Genomic DNA, 16,445 nt, shown 5'->3' with positions numbered 1-16,445 from the left:
TCAATCGCAGAACAGGCAGGGCTTGTCCGCACCCGCGGTGATGGCCAGATCGTCGTCGGGCACCACGAGCAGCGCCGGGACGGCCGGATCGCCGGGCAGCCGGTAGAGCGCGTTGGCCCCGAACAGCCAATCCTCGGAATCCGGGAACCCGAGCAGGTGCACCGCGCCGCTGGGCAGCGCGACGAGCTCGCCCGCCTCGAACCGGCGCCCCTCGCGGACCAGCTCGCCGAGATCGTTGAGGACCGTGGCGGCGGTGGCCTGCGAGGTGGCGAACAGGATGAGCTCGGGATGGGCGAAACCCGAGAGCCCGACGGTGTAGACGAACGGGGGCGACTCCTCGTCGCCCAGCACGGCCTGCAGGGCCCAGCCGTGGCGCCGGATGGTCTCGCGCTGCCAGGCCTCGTACTGGTCGACCTGGTGGGTGTAGCGCTCCGGGTTGTCCATGGGCGCGAAGCTACGCCCGGGCACCGACGAAAACCGGGGGCTCGACCCCCGATCGGGTTCCTAGTATCGGCACGTGGACCGCGCCCGTTCAGCCCGTGATCGCCAGACCCTCGTGTTCGACGCCGACGACACGCTGTGGGAGAACAACGTCCTGTTCGAGCGCACCGTCGAGCGGTACTTCGACTGGCTGGCCCATCCCACCCTCGACCGAGCCGGGTTCCGGCATGTGCTCAACGCGGTGGAGCTCACCAACATCCCGGTGCACGGTTACGGCACGCAGTCGTTCCTGCGCAGCCTCGGCGACTGCGTCGAACGCATCCACGGTCGCCCGGCCACCGCGGCCGAGCGCGAGGTGATCGCCGCGCTCGCGCCGGAGCTGGTCAGCGGGCACCTGGAGCTGGTGCCGGGCGTCGTCGAGACGCTCGTCGAGCTGAGCGGGCGCCACGACCTGCTGATGATGACGAAGGGCGCCGTCGCCGAGCAGCAGCGCAAGATCGACGCGTCGGACCTGGCGAAGCACTTCCGCAGCGTCCACATCGTGGCCGAGAAGCGCCCGGAGAACTACCGGGCGCTGGTGGCGGAGCAGGGGCTCACGGCGTCGGCCACCTGGATGATCGGCAACTCGCCGCGCTCCGACATCCTCGCCGCGCGCGGCGGGCCTGCGCGCGGTGTTCATCCCGAACCCGCACACCTGGGAGCTGGAGGAGGCCGAGATCCCCGCCGACGACGGCGTGCTGACGCTGGCTCGCCTCCTCGAGCTGGTGGAGCACTTCTGATGGCGGCCGATCCGCTGACCGCGCCTGCCGTGTCCTGCGTCTTCGTCTGCCACGACGGCCACGGTCGGGTGCTGCTGGCCCGGCGCGGTGCCGGGGCGCGCGACGAGCCCGGCACCTGGGACACCGGGGCCGGAGCGCTCGAGCACGGCGAGACGTTCGCCGCGGCCGTCGCGAGGGAGGTGCGCGAGGAGTACACCGTGGATCCGCTGCACGTCGAGACGATCGGCGTGCGCAACGTGCTGCGCGGCACCGCGCACTGGGTGGCCGTGGTGAACGCGGTGCTGGTGGACCCGGCAGGCGTCGCGATCGGGGAGCCGCACAAGTTCGACGAGATCGGCTGGTTCGCCGTCGACGCCCTGCCGGCGCCGCTGCACTCGCAGCTCCCGGCGACGCTGGAGCTGTTCGTCAGCTCCGGGCCATGCGGTACTCGGCCAACCTCGCCATGACATCCGCGCCGACCTTGCTGGGGTGCCCGGCGTCGAACGGCGGCTGCGGGTCGTACTCGCAGAACACCTGAGCGGCCTGCGCGGCCACGTCGTCGAACAGCAGCGACAGCAGCCGGATGGCCATGTCGATCCCGGCCGACACCCCGGCGGCGGTGATCACGCGCTCCGCGACGTGCTCCACCACCCGCTGCGTGATCGGCTTCGCCCCGAACGTCGCCAGGGTGTCGAGGGCGCCCCAGTGCGTGGTGGCGGTGAGGCCGTCCAGCACCCCGGCCGCACCGAGGATCAGCGAGCCCGTGCAGACCGACGTCGTGAACGTCGTGGTCCGGTGCGCGTGGCGGACCCACTCGACCAGCGGGCCGCCCCGCATCTGCTCGCGCGAGCCGATCCCGCCCGGCACGAGCACGATCTCCGGGGTGGGGAGCTCGTCGAACGTCGCGTCGGCGGTGAGGCCGAGCATGCCGTTCTCGGTGCGGAACTCGCCGCGCCGCTCCCCGACGAACGTGATGTCGATCGACGGGATGCGCTGCAGGATCTCGTAGGGACCGATGCAGTCCAGAGCGGTGAGCCGGGGGAACAGGGCGATGGCGACCTGCATGGTCACGTCCTCTCGATGGCGGTGGCGCTGGAGGTGGCGGCGGTACCCGCGAAGTGGCGCCGGTAGTGATCGGGTGGCACGCCGACCCGGCGCAGGAACGCGCGGCGCATCGTCTCCGCGGAACCGAAGCCCGAGCGGGTGGCCGCGACGGTGACGAGCACGGGCTCGCTCTCGAGCAGCCGGCGCGCGGCGTCGACCCGCACCTGCTCGACGTAGTCACCCGGCGAGCTGCCCAGCGCCTTCGTGAACTCCCGGCTGAAGTGCCGCTCGCTCATCCCGACCCGCGCGGCCAGCACGGGGACGCGCAGGTCGGCTGTGGGATCGCCGTGGATGAGGTCGTGGGCGGTACGGATCGAGGGCTGGCGGGCCGGTGGGCTCCACACCGGTCCGGCGAACTGGCTCTGGCCGCCGGGCCTGCGCAGGAACACCACGAGCTCGCGGGCGATGCGCAGTGCCACGTCCACACCGTGGTCGGCTTCCACGAGCGCCAGCGCGAGGTCGATGCCGGCGCTGACCCCTGCCGAGGTCCAGATCTGACCCTGCTGCAGGTAGATCGCGTCGCCCTGGACGTCGACGGCCGGGTAGCGTCTGCCCAGCTCGCCCGCGAAGCGCCAGTGGGTGGTGGCGGCGAGCCCGTCGAGCAGCCCGGCCGCGGCGAGCGGGAAGGCCCCGGTGCACACCGACACCACGCGCTCGGCCCGGCCGGCGGCCTCCCGCAGCCAGTCGACGAACTCGGGCGCGGTGGCGCGGGCACCCATCCCGCCGGGCACGAGCAGGGTGCCGATGGGGCCACTCGTGGGCAGCGGTCCGTCGGGGACCAGCCGCAGCCCGCTCTCCGCGCGGACCGGCCGCTCGGCCGTGGCCACGAGCGACACCTCGTAGCCGGGGCCGGCGTCGAGGGCATGCAGCAGTGCGGTGGCGCCCATCAGCACCTCGTGCGGGCCGGTCACGTCGAGCGGCTGGATGCCGTCGAAGATCGGCACGATCACGGAGTGAGGGGTCACCGATCCACGGTGGCCGACGCGGGTCATGGCGTCAACGACACGTATCACACGGATCAGGCCATCAGGCAGACTGAGCCGGTGGCTGCCGCGGAGGTCGACTGGTCGGAACGCGCGGGCATCGCCGAGCGGGCGATCGTCCACCGGCACCTGCGGCGGTTCGGGGGCGTGCTGCCGGGCACCCGGATCGGCCGGGTCCGCTGGCCGCGGCGCGCCCCGGCCGGCCTGTGGCCGTGGCACTACTGGTGGCAGGCCCACCTGCTCGACTGCATGATCGACGCCCAGCTCCGCGACCCCTCCCCGCAGCGCGCCACCGCGATCAGCGCCACGGTCCGCAGCGTCCGCATGCGCAACCTCGGGTCGTGGGTCAACCGCTACTACGACGACATCGCGTGGCTCGGGCTGGCGGTGCAGCGCGCGGGTTCGATGGCCCGCGGCTCGCACGCGAGCGCGCTCACGGCCATCACCGCCCGGCTGCACGACGGCTGGACCGAGGACAGCGGCGGCGGCATCTGGTGGCGGCGCGACGACGACTTCAAGAACGCGCCTGCCAACGGTCCCGCCGCGATCCTGCTCGCCCGTGACGGCCAGGTCGACTTCGCCGGCTCGATCGTCGACTGGATGGCCGAGACACTCGTCGACCCCGACACCGGGCTCGTCCGCGACGGTGTGCGGCTGGCCCCCGACGGGAGCATCCGCGAGACCGTCGGCATGATCTACACCTACTGCCAGGGCGTCTACCTGGGTGGATGCATCGAACTCGCCGCACGCGACGGGCATCCCCGCTGGACCGACCGCGCGATCGCGGTGGTCGATGCCATCACGCACCGGCTGGCGCGTGCCGACGGCGTGCTGCCGGGCTGCGGGGGCGGCGACGGCGGCCTGTTCGCGGGCATACTGGTGCGCTACCTCGCCGAGGCGGCGCTGCGCAGGCCCGAGCTCGAGGATGCGGCGTCCCGGCTGGTCATGGCCAGCGCGCGAGCGGCCTGGAACGGCCGGGCCGAGGTGGCGGGCGGGCCGGTGTTCAGCCAGGACTGGGGCGTGCCGGCCGCGGAACCGCGACGGGGACGTCCGGAGGCCGACCTGTCCGTCCAGCTGTCGGGCTGGATGGTGATCGAGGCCGCGGCCCGGTTGCAGCGCGCGCGGTAGGACCCTCTCAGCCGAACGCCGGCAGCAGGCCGGGCGCGAGCATGGAGAGCAGGGCGAGCGCGGCACCGAGCACGGCACCGACGAGCAGCGCGATCAGCAGGATCATCCGCGTGGTGGGCCCGGGGACCGCAGCCGATCGGGACGCGGCTGCCGGTGGCGCCTGACGGGGCAGTGCCGGTCCGGGCCGCCCGGCGCCGGTGGCACGGGCGCGCAGTGCCTCGGCCAGCCGCCGTTCCGACTCGTCGCTCACGGACATGGCGTCATCCTGCCCCGGGGTTCATCGCCCGGCCCACGGCGTCGAGCGCCCGGCTGGCGGTGGACTTGACGGTGCCGCGGGTGATGCCGGTGGCCTCGGCGATCTCGGCCTCCGACAACCCGCCGTAGTAGCGCAGCACCAGCACCTCGCGCTGGCGCGGCGGCAGCGTGCCCAGCGCGTCGACGACGGCCTGGTGCTCTGCCGAGAGCATCGCCAGCGACTCCGCGGAGCGCGCGTTGACCTGGTGCGGCGGCACGTAGTCACGTGCCGTGCGTCGCCTGCGGAGCACCGAGCGCGACCCGTTGACGACAGCCGTGCGCAGGTAACCGACTGCAGCCGCCTCGTCACGCAGCCCTGACCAGTGCCGATGCAATCCGGCGAACGCCTCCTGCACGACGTCCTCCGCCGTGCTCGGATCGTCGACGAGCAGCACGGCCAGCCGCACCATCCGCATCCGGTGATCGCGATAGAGATCGGCGAGCGTGCGAGGGGAACCGAGGTCGGGCTCCGGGCGCGCGTCGAGAGCGCGCAGCCGCGTCAACGTCTGCTCGACGGCGTTCTCCCCACCGTCGTCGACCATGGGTTCAGCGTAGTGGCTTCCCCGGCGGGGGCTGCCAGCGCGGCTGCGATCCGGGCGCGTGCGCGATACTTGGGCGAATCCGCGACAGGAGGGTCCCACCGTGCCGATCGCCACACCCGAGATCTACAACGAGATGCTGGACAGGGCCAAGAGCGGCCAGTTCGCCTACCCGGCGATCAACGTGACGAGCACGGAGACGCTCAACGCCGCACTGCGCGGCTTCGCGGAGGCCGAGAGCGACGGGATCGTGCAGGTCTCCACCGGCGGGGCCGACTTCCTGTCCGGTACGAGCGTCAAGGACATGGTCACCGGGTCGGCGGCGCTCGCCGAGTTCGCCCACGTCGTCGCGGCGAAGTACTCGATCAACGTCGCGCTGCACACCGACCACTGCCCCAAGGACAAGCTCGACGGCTTCGTCCGCCCGCTGATCGCGATCAGCCAGGAGCGTGTCGACCGCGGGGAGAACCCGCTGTTCCAGTCGCACATGTGGGACGGCTCGGCCGTCGAGCTGAGCGAGAACCTGCAGATCGCCGCGGAACTGCTCGACCGCGCGGTCAAGGCGAAGATCATCCTCGAGGTCGAGATCGGTGTCGTCGGCGGCGAGGAGGACGGCGTCGCCCACGAGATCAACGAGAAGCTCTACACGGCGCCGGGCGACTACGAGCGCACCGTCGAGGCGCTGGGCGGCGGCGAGAAGGGCCGCTACCTGCTGGCGGCCACGTTCGGCAACGTCCACGGCGTCTACAAGCCGGGCAACGTCAAGCTCCGCCCGGAGGTGCTCAAGCAGGGCCAGGAGGTGGCCACGGCCAAGCTGGGCCTGCCGGCCGGTTCGAAGCCGTTCGACCTCGTGTTCCACGGCGGCTCCGGCTCGCTGATCGAGGAGATCCACGAGGCGCTCGACTACGGCGTCGTCAAGATGAACGTCGACACCGACACCCAGTACGCGTTCACGCGGCCGATCGCCGGTCACATGTTCACCAACTACGACGGCGTGCTGAAGGTCGACGGCGAGGTCGGCAACAAGAAGGTCTACGACCCGCGGGTGTACCTGAAGGCCGCCGAGATCGGCATGGCCGCGCGCGTCACGCGGGCGTGCGCCGACCTGCGCTCCACCGGCACGAGCCTCAAGGGCTGATCAGGGATCCACGTGGTTCAGGTGTTCGACGCCGCGTAGATGTCGCCGATGGCGGTGTCGAGCGTGGCGTCGAACTCCTGGTCGGTCTGTTGCACCGTCAGACCCTCGGTCAGCGCGCGCGAGAAGCTGGCGATGACACCGTGGTTGCGCGTGAGCCGCTCGTCCGCATCGGCACGGCTGTAGCCGCCCGACAGCGCCACCACCCGCAGCACCCGCGGGTGGTCGACGAACGTGCGGTAGAAGTCGTCCTCGGTGGGGATGCTCAGCTTCAGCATCACCTGCCGGTCGGCCGGTAGCGCGTCGAGGTGCTCGGCGATCGCCGCCCGCAGCAGTTCCTCGGCCGCGGCCTTGCTCTCGCTGTGGATGTCGACCTCCGGTTCGAGGATCGGTACCAGCCCGGCATCGAGGATCTGCCGGCCGATCTCGAACTGCTGGTCCACGATCGCCGCCACCCCCGCCGCGTCGGCGACGGTGATGAACGAGCGCATCTTGGTGCCGAACATCCCCTTCGCCACGCCGCGCACCAGCAGCATCTCGCCCCAGATGAGCAGTTCGTTTCCGGTCCATACGCCGGCGTATCCGCTGGTCGGGAGCGTGGTCCACATGTCGGACCGGGGATCCCACACCTCGGCCAGACCGGCAACGTGGTTGAACGGGCCAGGCATGTGGCCGTGCATGAGGGTGTGGTTGAAGGTGAGCAGGGCCGCGCCGGTCCACACTGACGAGCCACCGCGTGGGCCCGCCGCGATGGTTCGCCAGCGGTCGGACACCGGATCAAGCCGCCAACCGATCCCGGCGCGGCGAGGCGCGGGGCCGGAGCCGAACCCTCGCCATGGAGATCCCGCCGGCACGATGATCTCGTGGCCGGTCCAGATCGGTGGTGCGTTCGAGTTGGGGGCGTCCGGGTCGTCGGGCAGGGATGTCCAGGTCTGGCCGGTCGGGTCGAAGCGAAGGCGATCGATTCCGCTGCTGCTGGGAACCATGAGACCCCCGTTCGACGGGAACGATCGCCCATGGGCCCATGCCGCGAAACGTCGATCCGCTCGTCCGTGGCCGCGGCGCTGCTGCGTTGGATCTCGTGGCCCGGCTGTTCGGGAACGGGCGGCACTGCCGTCCACGCGTCGGTGACCGGGTCGTAGGTGGCAGCATCACGATGGGACCGGTCGCCCTCGGCGATGACGGCGGGCCGGCCGCCGAGAACGACCACCCGTTCGCCGGTCCGGACCGCCTGCGCGAGCACCCGCGGGCTCAAGGGACTCGGCACCACCACTCGCCAGGTGTCGTTCTCCGGGTCGTAGGCCGCGCCGTCGCCAGCCGCGACGCCGTCTGCGTAGCGGCGATCCTGATCGCGGAGCGACGTTCCACCCCATACGACCATCTCGCGCCCGGTCCACACCACGGCGGCCGGCGTCCGCCCCTCGATCGGGGCCGGCGGCAACTCGCTCCACCTGCACGTCGCGAGTGCGGCAGGCGTGCCCGGACCGACAGCCGGGTAGGAAGGCTCGAAAGTCACTGGCGGTAGCGCAGCAGCATCTGCCCGCGAAGGTCGGCGGCGGACAACTCATAGGCCGCGACCTGTCCGATCAGCTGCAACCTCACTTCGCTGCGCTCCAAGTCCTCGGCCCACATCGAGGTCGCTCGGCGCCTTCGTGGATTCCGCCGCCACGAGCGTTCGCCCGTACCGCGATTCCGACATGACCACAGCGTCCGCGAACCGGAGCTCGGGCGCCACCGGCCGCAGCGCACGACCCTCGGGAACTGCTGTCGTATCCAGCTCTGCGGCGGGTCCATACCGGCGCATACGCGCACCCGATGTGCACCGCAGCCCTTCCGGATACCGCACGTCCTGCTACTTGGGCAGACCAACCGAGTTCATGCCACACATAATGTAGCCGCGATCGATTCGCTGCGGTCTGACCACGCAAACCCGCAGGTCAGACGTGGAGCCGGAGGTCGGGATTGAACCGACGACCTACCGCTACAAGGCTGCCCGCAGACAGCGATCAGGGCGTTTACCTGCGCGAACAGAGTCCACGACCGCGCATGCGATGCATGACATGCACCCAGATCGCGGACTTTCGCGCCACGTTTGATGCCACGGAGTGCCGACCATCCGACAAGTCGAAACCCTGCGGGCAGCCCCCCGCGTGGCGAGGCAGGCATGCGCCAGAACGACGGAACCCCACGCCGCTACCCGATAGGTAGCGGCCGGATGCGGACGGAGTCCTCACCGATGACGAGGATGCAACCCTGACGCAGGTCGTCCTCGAGCGGCGGTAGGTTGGCGAGCAGAAGGCGAGCGAGATCCTCAGCTCTGCGGTCAGCGACGCGACGGACGAGCACAACCGACGGTCCCGACTCGTGGGAAGCCGCAAGAATCGCCCCGAAGTCCGTATCAGCACTCACCAGGATTCGGGCATCATCCTGAGCCGCGCGGAGAACGATCTTGTCGGCCGCCGCCCGAAGCCCGAGCGTGCCGACGTGGACCACATCCCACCCGGCTGCGCCCAACAGCTCAACCAGTCGCGGCGACAGGTTGTTGTCGAGCAGAAATCTCACGCCGATGGACGCAGCAGCGGAAGCTGCCGCTCGCGCACGGTCTCGGCGGCGTAGCGCAATGCTTCGGCGACATCCGCAGGCGTGAGGTCGGGCAGGTCAGCGCAGATCTCCGTCACGGACATGCCATCGGCCACCATGGACACGACGGTGGCCACCGGGATACGTAGGCCCCGGATCGTCGGGACCCCACCCATCAGATCCGGGTCGACAGTGATCCGCCGGAAGGTCATCCACCAATAGTACGGCGACGTGCCACGGGCATGGCCATTTTCACGAGCCGCGGCGCACGTACATACCGCAGGTTGAGTGGGTGAGCAACCACCCGGTCCGACCACCCACGATCCTTAATCAATCTTGAAGTCGCACTTCCTGCTGGTCAGACGTGGAGCCGGAGGTCGGGATTGAACCGACGACCTACCGCTTACAAGGCGGTTGCTCTACCACTGAGCTACACCGGCGAGTGCTGCCCGACCATCATAGTGATGTCCTCCGACACCTACCCTGGCCCCATGAACTCGGCTCGCCGCTTCTCCCGACGACTGCGCACCGCGCTGCGCCGCGAAGCCCACGAGCTGATGCACGCGGGGCCGCCGACGCTGCAGCTGATGGCCCCGATCGGCCCTCGGGTTCCCGACGACGCGCGCGTGCAGCAGGTGCTCGACCTGTGCATGCGCGTGGGTGAGGTGCTGCTCTCCAGCGGCGAGAACGTGGACGAGACCACGCGCACGATGCTGCAGCTCGCCACCGTCAGCGGCCTGCCCACCGTCGACGTCGACATCACGTTCACGTCCATCACCATCTGCTGCCATCGGGGCATGGCCGCCGCCCCGGTCACGTCGATGCGGCTGGTGCGCTACCGCGCGCTGGACCTGACCCGGCTCGTCGAGGTCAACGAGATCATCAGCCGGATCGAGCGCGCCGAGCTCGACGTGCAGGGCGCCGCAGCGGCTCTCGAGGTCGCGGTGACCGCACCGCACCCCTATCCCCGCTGGGTGGCGACGGCCGGGTGGGCGGGCCTGGCCGGGTCCATCGCGCTGATGCTCGGCGCAGCACCGATCACGGCGCTCACCGCATTCCTAGTCACGGCCGTGATCGACCGCACCGGTCGGCTGCTCAACCGCTGGGGGCTGCCGCCGTTCTTCCAGCAGGTCGTGGGCGGGATGTTGGCCACCGGCTTCACGATCGCGTTGTTCAGCACCGGGATCTATCCGCCGGAGACCCGACCCTCGCTCGTCGTCGCCGCGGGCATCACGGTGCTGCTCTCGGGGCTGTCGGTGGTCGGCACGGTGCAGGACGCGATCTCCAACTACTTCGTGACGTCCGCCGGACGCGCCGTGGAGATCGCGCTGCTGTCGGCGGGCCTGCTGACCGGCGTCGTGCTCGCGCTCAAGGTCGGGCTCCAGTTCGGGGTCCAACTGGAGGTCGCGGGTGCGCTGCCGAGCGCGGGGCGGTACGCCGTCGCCGTCGCCGCTGCTGCCGCCGCATCGGCCTGCTACGCGTTGGCGGGCTACGCGCCGCTGCGTTCCCTGATCGCCGCCGGCATTGCGGGAGCCGCCGGTTGGGGCACCTACGGGTTGCTCACGCTGTCCTTCGACACGGGCCAGGTGGCCGCCACCGGCATCGCCGCCGTGGTCGTCGGCTGTGCCGCCGGCCTGCTGCGCCGTGGCGGCGGCGTGCCCCCGCTCGTCGTCACGCTCGCGGGCATCACACCGCTGCTGCCGGGATTCACCGCCTACCGCGGCTTCTACCAGCTCGCCATCGAGGGTGTTGCGGACGGCCTGGTCACCGTCACGCTCGCGCTGGGCACCGGCCTCGCGCTCGCCGCCGGTGTGGCGCTGGGTGACTTCCTCACCAAGCCCCGCCACCTCGCGGTCCCCGCGGTCTCGACGGCCGCAGAACCCGCGGCGGAGCCGGAGCGGCAGTAGGCTGCGCACGGGTCGACCGCCACCGGGCGTCCGGCGGCAAGGAGGATGCGTGCGGGACGAGAGCACCGAACTCACGGGCGCCGACTTCGTCGTGGTGGCCAACAGGCTCCCGGTGGATCTGGAAGAGCTCCCCGACGGCACCACGCGGTGGAAGCGCAGCCCGGGAGGCCTCGTCACCGCGCTGGAGCCGATGCTGCGCACCCGCGACGGGGCCTGGGTCGGCTGGCCGGGTCTGCCGGACGCCGAGGCCGAGCCGTTCGTCGAGGACGGGCTGCAGCTGCACCCCGTCAGCCTCTCGGCGAAGGACGTCGAGGACTACTACGAAGGCTTCTCCAACGGCACGCTGTGGCCGCTCTACCACGACGTCGTCGCGCCGCCCGCTTTCCATCGCCACTGGTGGCAGGCCTACGTCCGGGTCAACCAGCGGTTCGCGGAGGCAACGGCGAAGGTCGCCGCCCATGGCGCCACCGTCTGGATCCAGGACTACCAGCTGCAGCTGCTTCCCGCGGCGCTGCGGGCGCTGCGCCCGGATCTGCGCATCGGGTTCTTCCTGCACATCCCGTTCCCGCCCACCGAACTGTTCATGCAGCTGCCGTGGCGCAAGCAGGTGGTGGAAGGGTTGCTGGGCGCCGATCTCGTCGGGTTCCACACCGCAGGCGGCGCCCGCAACTTCCGCTGGCTCGCCACGCGCCTCACCGAGGCAGTGCCAGGGCACACCCGCAACGACGTCCAGTACGGCGATCGCACCGTTCGCCTCGGGGCGTTCCCCATCTCGATCGACTCGGGTGCCCTCGACGAGCTGGCGCGCTCCGATGAGGTGCAGCAGCGCGCCAAGGAGATCCGCGCCGACCTCGGCAACCCCGAGCGCGTGATCCTCGGGGTCGACCGGCTCGACTACACCAAGGGCATCGACGTGCGGCTGCGCGCGTTCGAGGAGCTCATCGCCGAGGGCAGCGTCGACGCCGAGCAGACGGTGATGATCCAGCTGGCCACGCCGAGCCGCGAGCGCGTCGAGCACTACCAGAAGATGCGCAACGACATCGAGCAGTCCGTCGGCCGGATCAACGGTGAGTACGCCCGCGTCGGCCATCCGGTGCTGCACTACCTGCACCAGTCGCTGCCGCGCGATGATCTCGCCGCGTTCTTCGTGGCCGCCGACGTCATGCTGGTCACGCCCCTGCGCGACGGGATGAACCTCGTCGCCAAGGAGTACGTCGCCTGCCGGTCCGATCTGGGGGGCGTGCTCGTGCTCTCGGAGTTCGCCGGCGCCGCCATCGAGCTGCGCGATGCGGTTCTGGTCAACCCGCACGACACCGACGGCGTCAAGAACGCGCTGCTCTCGGCGCTGACCATGCCCGCTGCCGAGGGCAAGCGGCGGATGCGGGCGCTGCGCCGCCAGGTGCTCACCCACGACGTCGACCGGTGGGCGCGCTCGTTCCTCGCCGCGCTGGGGCTGCCCGACGGGGACGACGATGAGTGACCTCGAGCAGGCCGTCGAGGAGCTCGCAGCGGTCGGGCGACTGCTCGTCGCGCTGGACTTCGACGGAGTGCTCGCCCCGATCGTCCCGGTGCCATCAGACGCGCGGCCGCTCCCCGCCGCCGCCGCCGCGATCGGTTCGCTGGCCACGCTGCCCGACACCACCGTCGTGCTCGTGTCCGGGCGCGGGCTCGCCGATCTCGCCGCCGTGTCGGGTTTCGGCGTCCCGATCCGGATGGTCGGCAGCCATGGTGCCGAGTTCGACGACGGGGCCACGGTGCTCGACGACGAGCAGCGAGCGCGGCTCGATCGGCTGCTGGCCGAGGTCCACGCGCTCGCCGACGCCGAACCGGGCGTCACGCTCGAGGCCAAGCCCGCCGGGATCGCCGTGCACGTCCGCAATGCCGAGCCCGCCGTCGGTGCCCGCGTGCTCGACGCCGTGCGCGCCGGCCCGGCCGCCCGTCCCGGCATCGAGATCACGCCCGGCAAGGAGGTGCTCGACCTGGCGGTGCTGCAGGTCAGCAAGGGCATCGCCGTGGACGCGCTGCGGGCGCGGCTCGAGGCCGACGCGGTGCTGTTCGTGGGCGACGACGTCACCGACGAATCGGCTTTCGTCCGACTGGGGCCGGGCGACCTCGGCGTCAAGGTCGGCGACGGGGAGACGGCCGCGCAGTTCCGCGTCGCCGAACCATCGGACGTTGCCGACTTGCTGCGACACCTGCTGGCAGCCCGCTCCACGACCTAGCCCCTCGCCTCCAATCGCTGCTCCGCATCCACCCAGCTCAGCGGCAGCTCGGCCACCGGCACGGTCCAGAAGCGGAACACCGAGTCGGCCATCACCTCCTTCTGCGCCACCATCACCGACCGGTGCGGCTCGGTGCGCACCATGGCGTTCAGCGCGTCCCGGTCGCGCCAGGCGCTGAGCGTCCGGAACTCCCGGCGCAGCGGGTGGGCCACCAGGCTCACCCCCAGCGCCCCCTCGGCGCGCCGGACCTGGGCGTGCACGCGCATCGCCGCGATGAAGAACGGCAGGACGTGCCGGAAGCCGCGGACGCGGAACCGCGACGCCATCACCACCGCGTCCGTTCCGGGTTCAGGCTGGTCGACGGTGGTCCAGGGCAGGGTTGGCATGGTTCCTCCAGGCTGGAATCTTGTCACCGCCAAGATGCACCGTCGCGTCCATCTTGTCAACGGAAAGATTCGCGCTAGGCTGGCCGGGTGCCCTACCACCACGGCGACCTCCGACGCACCCTGCTCGACCACGCGCTCGCCGCTGTCGCCGACGACGGGCCGGCCGGCGTGAGCCTGCGCGACGTCGCGCGTCGCGCGGGCGTCTCACATGCCGCCCCGACCCACCATTTCCGCGACAAGACCGGGCTGCTCACCGCGCTCGCCGCGGAGGGCTGGTCGCTGCTGGCCGACGCGCTGGCCACGACCGCGGCGGCCGACGTCGACTTCGCGGAGCTGGGGGTGACCTACGTGCAGTTCGCCGTGGACCACCCGGCGCACTTCGCGGTGATGCGCGCCCCCGGACTGGTGCGTCACGACGACCCCGATCTCGCGACCGCGCAGGGCCGGGCCGACACGCTGCTGCGCGAGGGCGCCCGCCGCCACACCAACCCGGATGCGGCAGCCGACCCCGCCACCGCACTCGCCGGATGGGCGCTCGTGCACGGGCTGGCGGCACTGCTACTGGAGGGAGCGGTGGCCCCCGAGCCGGGCAGCGACGTGGCGACGCTGGCCCGCTCGATCACGCGGCGCCTCGGCCCCGCCTAGCTGACGCACACCGGGTGGGGCTCGCGCACACCGTCAACGCTGTGCGTCAACCCCTCACGGTGTGCGCGAGCCGTGATCACCAGCCGGAGAAGAAGCGCAGCTCCGCGCGCGGCTCGCCGCTCGTCGTGCCGATCACGAGCTCGGTGGGCAGCGTGACGCGGCGCGGCCGGTTGCGGTCGCCACGCTCCAGCAGCAGCTCCCCCGCGACGCGGCCCTTCTCCAGCAGCGGCTGCCGCACGGTGGTGAGCCCGGCGCGCTCGGCCTCCGGCACGCCGTCGAAACCGGTGATCGTGATGTCGTCCGGCACCGAGAGGCCGCGCTCCACCGCGTACTGCAGCGCGCCGAGCGCGAGGATGTCGGACGTGCAGACGATGGCCGAGAGCCCCGGGTGGGCGGCGAGCAGCTGGGCGGCAGCATCGCGACCAGCGGTGACGCTGTGCTCGAAACGCTCGTAGACCGGCACGTCCTTCCAGTCGACGCCGACCTCGGCCAGCCCGTCGCGCAGCCCGGCGAGCCGGTCGCGCTGCACCGGGTAGGTGACACCGCCCTGACGCTCCTCGGTGGCCGGGCCGTCGTTGTGGCCGAAGCCCAGCCGCATGCAGAGCACGCCGATGCGCCGGTGCCCCAGCCCGGTGATGTGCCGGGCGAGCCCGAGCATGCCGGCGCGGTCGTCGACGCCGACGCGGTCGACACCCTCGACGCCGTGCGGCTGATCGCACACGACGGTGGGGACCGGGCGCTCCAGCACGGCGAGGAAGTGGGGGTCGTCCTCACGCACCGAGTAGACGACGAACCCGTCGACGCCCGCCTGGTGCACCGACGCGACATCGGCGTGGTCGGGACTGACCGGTACGAGCAGCAGGCCCTGGCCGGCCTGCTCGCACGCGAGCGCCAGCCCTTCCAGGAAGCCCGTGGCCGCGGGGTCGCGGAAGGCGTACGACAGCGCCTCGGTGAGCAGCAGTCCGACCGCACCCGCCTTGCGGGTGCGCAACGACCGCGCGACGGGGTCGGGACCCGGGTAGCCAAGTCTGCGGGCCGCCTCGAGCACGCGGGCCCGCAACGGTGCCGACAGCTGGTCGGGACGGTTGTAGGCGTTGGAAACCGTGGTGCGCGAGACACCCAGCTCGGCGGCCAGCGAGGCGAGCGTCGCGGGACGTCGGACGTTCGGGAGTCCGGACATCCACGAACCGTAACGGTTCAGACGCGCAGCGGGAAAGTCGAGGCCTTCCCCACGTCGTCGAGTTGAAGTTCACACTTCAGTGCGAATTGACAACGGTTATCAATGTAGGGTGGCTCGAGAGCTTCGCACGCACCTCAGGGAGAAGACCTGCCATGCCGCTCCGCCGCCTCACCCCTGGCCGTCTCGGGATCGGCGCCGCCGTCGCCGCCACCGTCACGCTCGCGCTGACCGCCTGCGGCTCCCCGGCCGCAACCGCTCCTCCGACGGCGGGCGGCTCGACGCCGATCGCCGTCGTGACCTCGACGAACGTCTACGGCAGCATCGTCAAGGCGATCGGTGGCGACAAGATCACCGTCGATTCGCTGATCAACGACCCGGCGGCCGACCCGCATTCCTACGAGAGCACCCCCGCTGACGCTGTGAAGATCTCGAAGGCCGCGATCGTCGTGCTCAACGGCGGCGGGTACGACGACTGGATGCCCAAGCTCGTGCAGTCCGCGGGGGATGCGGCCGGTCGCACCGTGATCGACGTCGCCGCGCTGTCGGGTCTGGAGCCCTCGCCGGCACCAACGGACGGCAGCTTCAACGAGCACGTCTGGTACGACCTCCCCACCGTCACGAAGCTCGCGTCGACGCTCTCGGACGACCTCGCCAAGGCCGACGCCGCCAACGCCGCCACCTACTCCGCCAACGCGCAGGCCTTCATCGCGAAGCTCGCCGAGCTCACCACGAAGACCAAGGCGATCGGCACCGCGCACCCGGGCGCGCGGGTGGCCATCACCGAGCCGGTTCCCGGCTACCTGATCAAGGCGGCCGGGCTCACCGACGCCACCCCGACGGAGTTCGCCGAGGCCGTCGAGGAGGACATCGACCCGCCCGCCGCCGTGCTGCAGGCCACGCTCGCGCTGTTCGCCGGGACCGACCGGGTCAAGGCGCTGATCCTCAACGCGCAGACCGAGACCCCCACCACCAACCAGGTCAAGCAGGCGGCGCAGACTTCCGGGGTGCCTGTCGTCGACGTCACCGAGACGCTGCCCGCCGGAGCCACCGACTACGTGACCTGGATGGGTGGCGAGATCGATGCTCTCGCCACTGCTCTGAACCGGGCCTGAGCCCGTGGCAGCCCCGACCCGTACCACTCCA

Annotated in this window: 18 protein-coding genes and 1 tRNA gene; 8 read left to right on the top strand and 11 right to left on the bottom strand. The window is 71.2% G+C overall.

The window, feature by feature from the left end; genetic code table 11:
* Positions 1 to 444 (bottom strand): DUF4262 domain-containing protein, encoded by a 444-nt coding sequence (locus ACFPFQ_RS25435; RefSeq protein ID WP_379623047.1) that lies wholly within the window; start codon positions 442 to 444, stop codon positions 1 to 3.
* Between the two features lie 73 nt (positions 445 to 517).
* On the opposite strand from ACFPFQ_RS25435, the gene ACFPFQ_RS25430 reads away from it, so the two are divergent.
* Complete coding sequence (locus ACFPFQ_RS25430; RefSeq protein WP_379623045.1) at positions 518 to 1,666, top strand: NUDIX domain-containing protein; 1,149 nt, start codon at positions 518 to 520, stop codon at positions 1,664 to 1,666.
* Here the strand turns inward: ACFPFQ_RS25430 and ACFPFQ_RS25425 are convergent.
* Together ACFPFQ_RS25425 and ACFPFQ_RS25420 are read right to left on the bottom strand one after the other, a co-directional pair.
* Positions 1,626 to 2,264, bottom strand: a complete 639-nt coding sequence (locus ACFPFQ_RS25425; protein WP_379623287.1) for a DJ-1/PfpI family protein — start codon at positions 2,262 to 2,264, stop codon at positions 1,626 to 1,628. The genes ACFPFQ_RS25430 and ACFPFQ_RS25425 overlap by 41 nt on opposite strands.
* A 2-nt stretch (positions 2,265 to 2,266) precedes the next feature.
* Positions 2,267 to 3,268 carry a GlxA family transcriptional regulator gene (locus ACFPFQ_RS25420; RefSeq protein ID WP_379623043.1) on the bottom strand — a complete coding sequence of 334 codons (1,002 nt, stop codon included), beginning with the start codon at positions 3,266 to 3,268 and terminating at the stop codon, positions 2,267 to 2,269.
* A gap of 78 nt (positions 3,269 to 3,346) precedes the next feature.
* Between ACFPFQ_RS25420 and ACFPFQ_RS25415 the strand changes: the two genes are divergently transcribed.
* The gene (locus ACFPFQ_RS25415; protein WP_379623041.1) at positions 3,347 to 4,414 is read left to right on the top strand and encodes a glycoside hydrolase family 76 protein; all 1,068 of its coding nucleotides are present in this window, start codon (positions 3,347 to 3,349) and stop codon (positions 4,412 to 4,414) included.
* 7 nt (positions 4,415 to 4,421) lie between these two features.
* Here ACFPFQ_RS25415 and ACFPFQ_RS25410 read toward each other — a convergent pair whose 3' ends face one another.
* Both ACFPFQ_RS25410 and ACFPFQ_RS25405 read right to left on the bottom strand, forming a co-directional pair.
* Positions 4,422 to 4,670, bottom strand: coding sequence for a hypothetical protein (locus ACFPFQ_RS25410; RefSeq protein ID WP_379623039.1), 249 nt, complete (start codon positions 4,668 to 4,670; stop codon positions 4,422 to 4,424).
* Between the two features lie 4 nt (positions 4,671 to 4,674).
* On the bottom strand, positions 4,675 to 5,250 hold the full coding sequence (locus tag ACFPFQ_RS25405; protein WP_379623037.1) for a SigE family RNA polymerase sigma factor: 576 nt from the start codon (positions 5,248 to 5,250) through the stop codon (positions 4,675 to 4,677).
* A gap of 100 nt (positions 5,251 to 5,350) precedes the next feature.
* Between ACFPFQ_RS25405 and fbaA the strand changes: the two genes are divergently transcribed.
* Entirely contained in the window at positions 5,351 to 6,385 is a 1,035-nt protein-coding gene (fbaA, locus tag ACFPFQ_RS25400) for a class II fructose-bisphosphate aldolase (protein WP_379623035.1), read from the top strand.
* A gap of 17 nt (positions 6,386 to 6,402) precedes the next feature.
* Here fbaA and ACFPFQ_RS25395 read toward each other — a convergent pair whose 3' ends face one another.
* The 4 genes from ACFPFQ_RS25395 to ACFPFQ_RS25380 all read right to left on the bottom strand — a co-directional run bounded on the left by ACFPFQ_RS25395 (position 6,403) and on the right by ACFPFQ_RS25380 (position 9,402).
* A complete protein-coding gene (locus ACFPFQ_RS25395) occupies positions 6,403 to 7,104 on the bottom strand; it encodes a hypothetical protein (protein ID WP_379623033.1) in 702 nt (233 codons plus the stop codon).
* A 1,471-nt stretch (positions 7,105 to 8,575) separates the two neighbouring features.
* On the bottom strand, positions 8,576 to 8,944 hold the full coding sequence (locus ACFPFQ_RS25390) for a DUF5615 family PIN-like protein (protein WP_379623031.1): 369 nt from the start codon (positions 8,942 to 8,944) through the stop codon (positions 8,576 to 8,578).
* Positions 8,941 to 9,174: a DUF433 domain-containing protein gene (locus tag ACFPFQ_RS25385; protein WP_379623029.1), complete on the bottom strand. Its 234-nt coding sequence runs from the start codon at positions 9,172 to 9,174 to the stop codon at positions 8,941 to 8,943. Before ACFPFQ_RS25385 ends, ACFPFQ_RS25390 begins: the two co-directional genes overlap by 4 nt.
* Before the next feature lie 153 nt (positions 9,175 to 9,327).
* A tRNA-Thr gene (locus tag ACFPFQ_RS25380) sits at positions 9,328 to 9,402 on the bottom strand.
* 51 nt (positions 9,403 to 9,453) lie between these two features.
* Here ACFPFQ_RS25380 and ACFPFQ_RS25375 point away from each other — a divergent pair.
* The 3 genes from ACFPFQ_RS25375 to otsB are packed head-to-tail and all read left to right on the top strand — an operon-like array spanning position 9,454 to position 13,091.
* On the top strand, positions 9,454 to 10,869 hold the full coding sequence (locus ACFPFQ_RS25375) for a threonine/serine ThrE exporter family protein (protein WP_379623027.1): 1,416 nt from the start codon (positions 9,454 to 9,456) through the stop codon (positions 10,867 to 10,869).
* 49 nt (positions 10,870 to 10,918) lie between these two features.
* Positions 10,919 to 12,349 (top strand): alpha,alpha-trehalose-phosphate synthase (UDP-forming), encoded by a 1,431-nt coding sequence (locus tag ACFPFQ_RS25370; protein WP_379623026.1) that lies wholly within the window; start codon positions 10,919 to 10,921, stop codon positions 12,347 to 12,349.
* A complete protein-coding gene (otsB, locus tag ACFPFQ_RS25365) occupies positions 12,342 to 13,091 on the top strand; it encodes a trehalose-phosphatase (RefSeq protein WP_379623024.1) in 750 nt (249 codons plus the stop codon). The genes ACFPFQ_RS25370 and otsB overlap by 8 nt, the downstream gene beginning before the upstream one ends.
* Here the strand turns inward: otsB and ACFPFQ_RS25360 are convergent.
* Positions 13,088 to 13,477: a hypothetical protein gene (locus ACFPFQ_RS25360; protein ID WP_379623022.1), complete on the bottom strand. Its 390-nt coding sequence runs from the start codon at positions 13,475 to 13,477 to the stop codon at positions 13,088 to 13,090. The genes otsB and ACFPFQ_RS25360 overlap by 4 nt on opposite strands.
* An 87-nt stretch (positions 13,478 to 13,564) precedes the next feature.
* Here ACFPFQ_RS25360 and ACFPFQ_RS25355 point away from each other — a divergent pair, with 87 nt between their 5' ends.
* Entirely contained in the window at positions 13,565 to 14,122 is a 558-nt protein-coding gene (locus tag ACFPFQ_RS25355; RefSeq protein WP_379623020.1) for a TetR/AcrR family transcriptional regulator, read from the top strand.
* Positions 14,123 to 14,198: 76 nt separating this feature from the next.
* Here ACFPFQ_RS25355 and ACFPFQ_RS25350 read toward each other — a convergent pair whose 3' ends face one another.
* Positions 14,199 to 15,302 carry a LacI family DNA-binding transcriptional regulator gene (locus ACFPFQ_RS25350; RefSeq protein ID WP_379623019.1) on the bottom strand — a complete coding sequence of 368 codons (1,104 nt, stop codon included), beginning with the start codon at positions 15,300 to 15,302 and terminating at the stop codon, positions 14,199 to 14,201.
* 152 nt (positions 15,303 to 15,454) lie between these two features.
* On the opposite strand from ACFPFQ_RS25350, the gene ACFPFQ_RS25345 reads away from it, so the two are divergent.
* Positions 15,455 to 16,414 (top strand): metal ABC transporter solute-binding protein, Zn/Mn family, encoded by a 960-nt coding sequence (locus ACFPFQ_RS25345; protein ID WP_379623017.1) that lies wholly within the window; start codon positions 15,455 to 15,457, stop codon positions 16,412 to 16,414.
* The last annotated feature ends 31 nt before the right edge of the window (positions 16,415 to 16,445 follow it).

Source organism: Pseudonocardia sp. GCM10023141 (assembly GCF_042653605.1).
The sequence above is the reverse complement of the archived record's forward strand: the minus strand, read 5'-3'. Positions and strand labels throughout refer to the sequence as shown.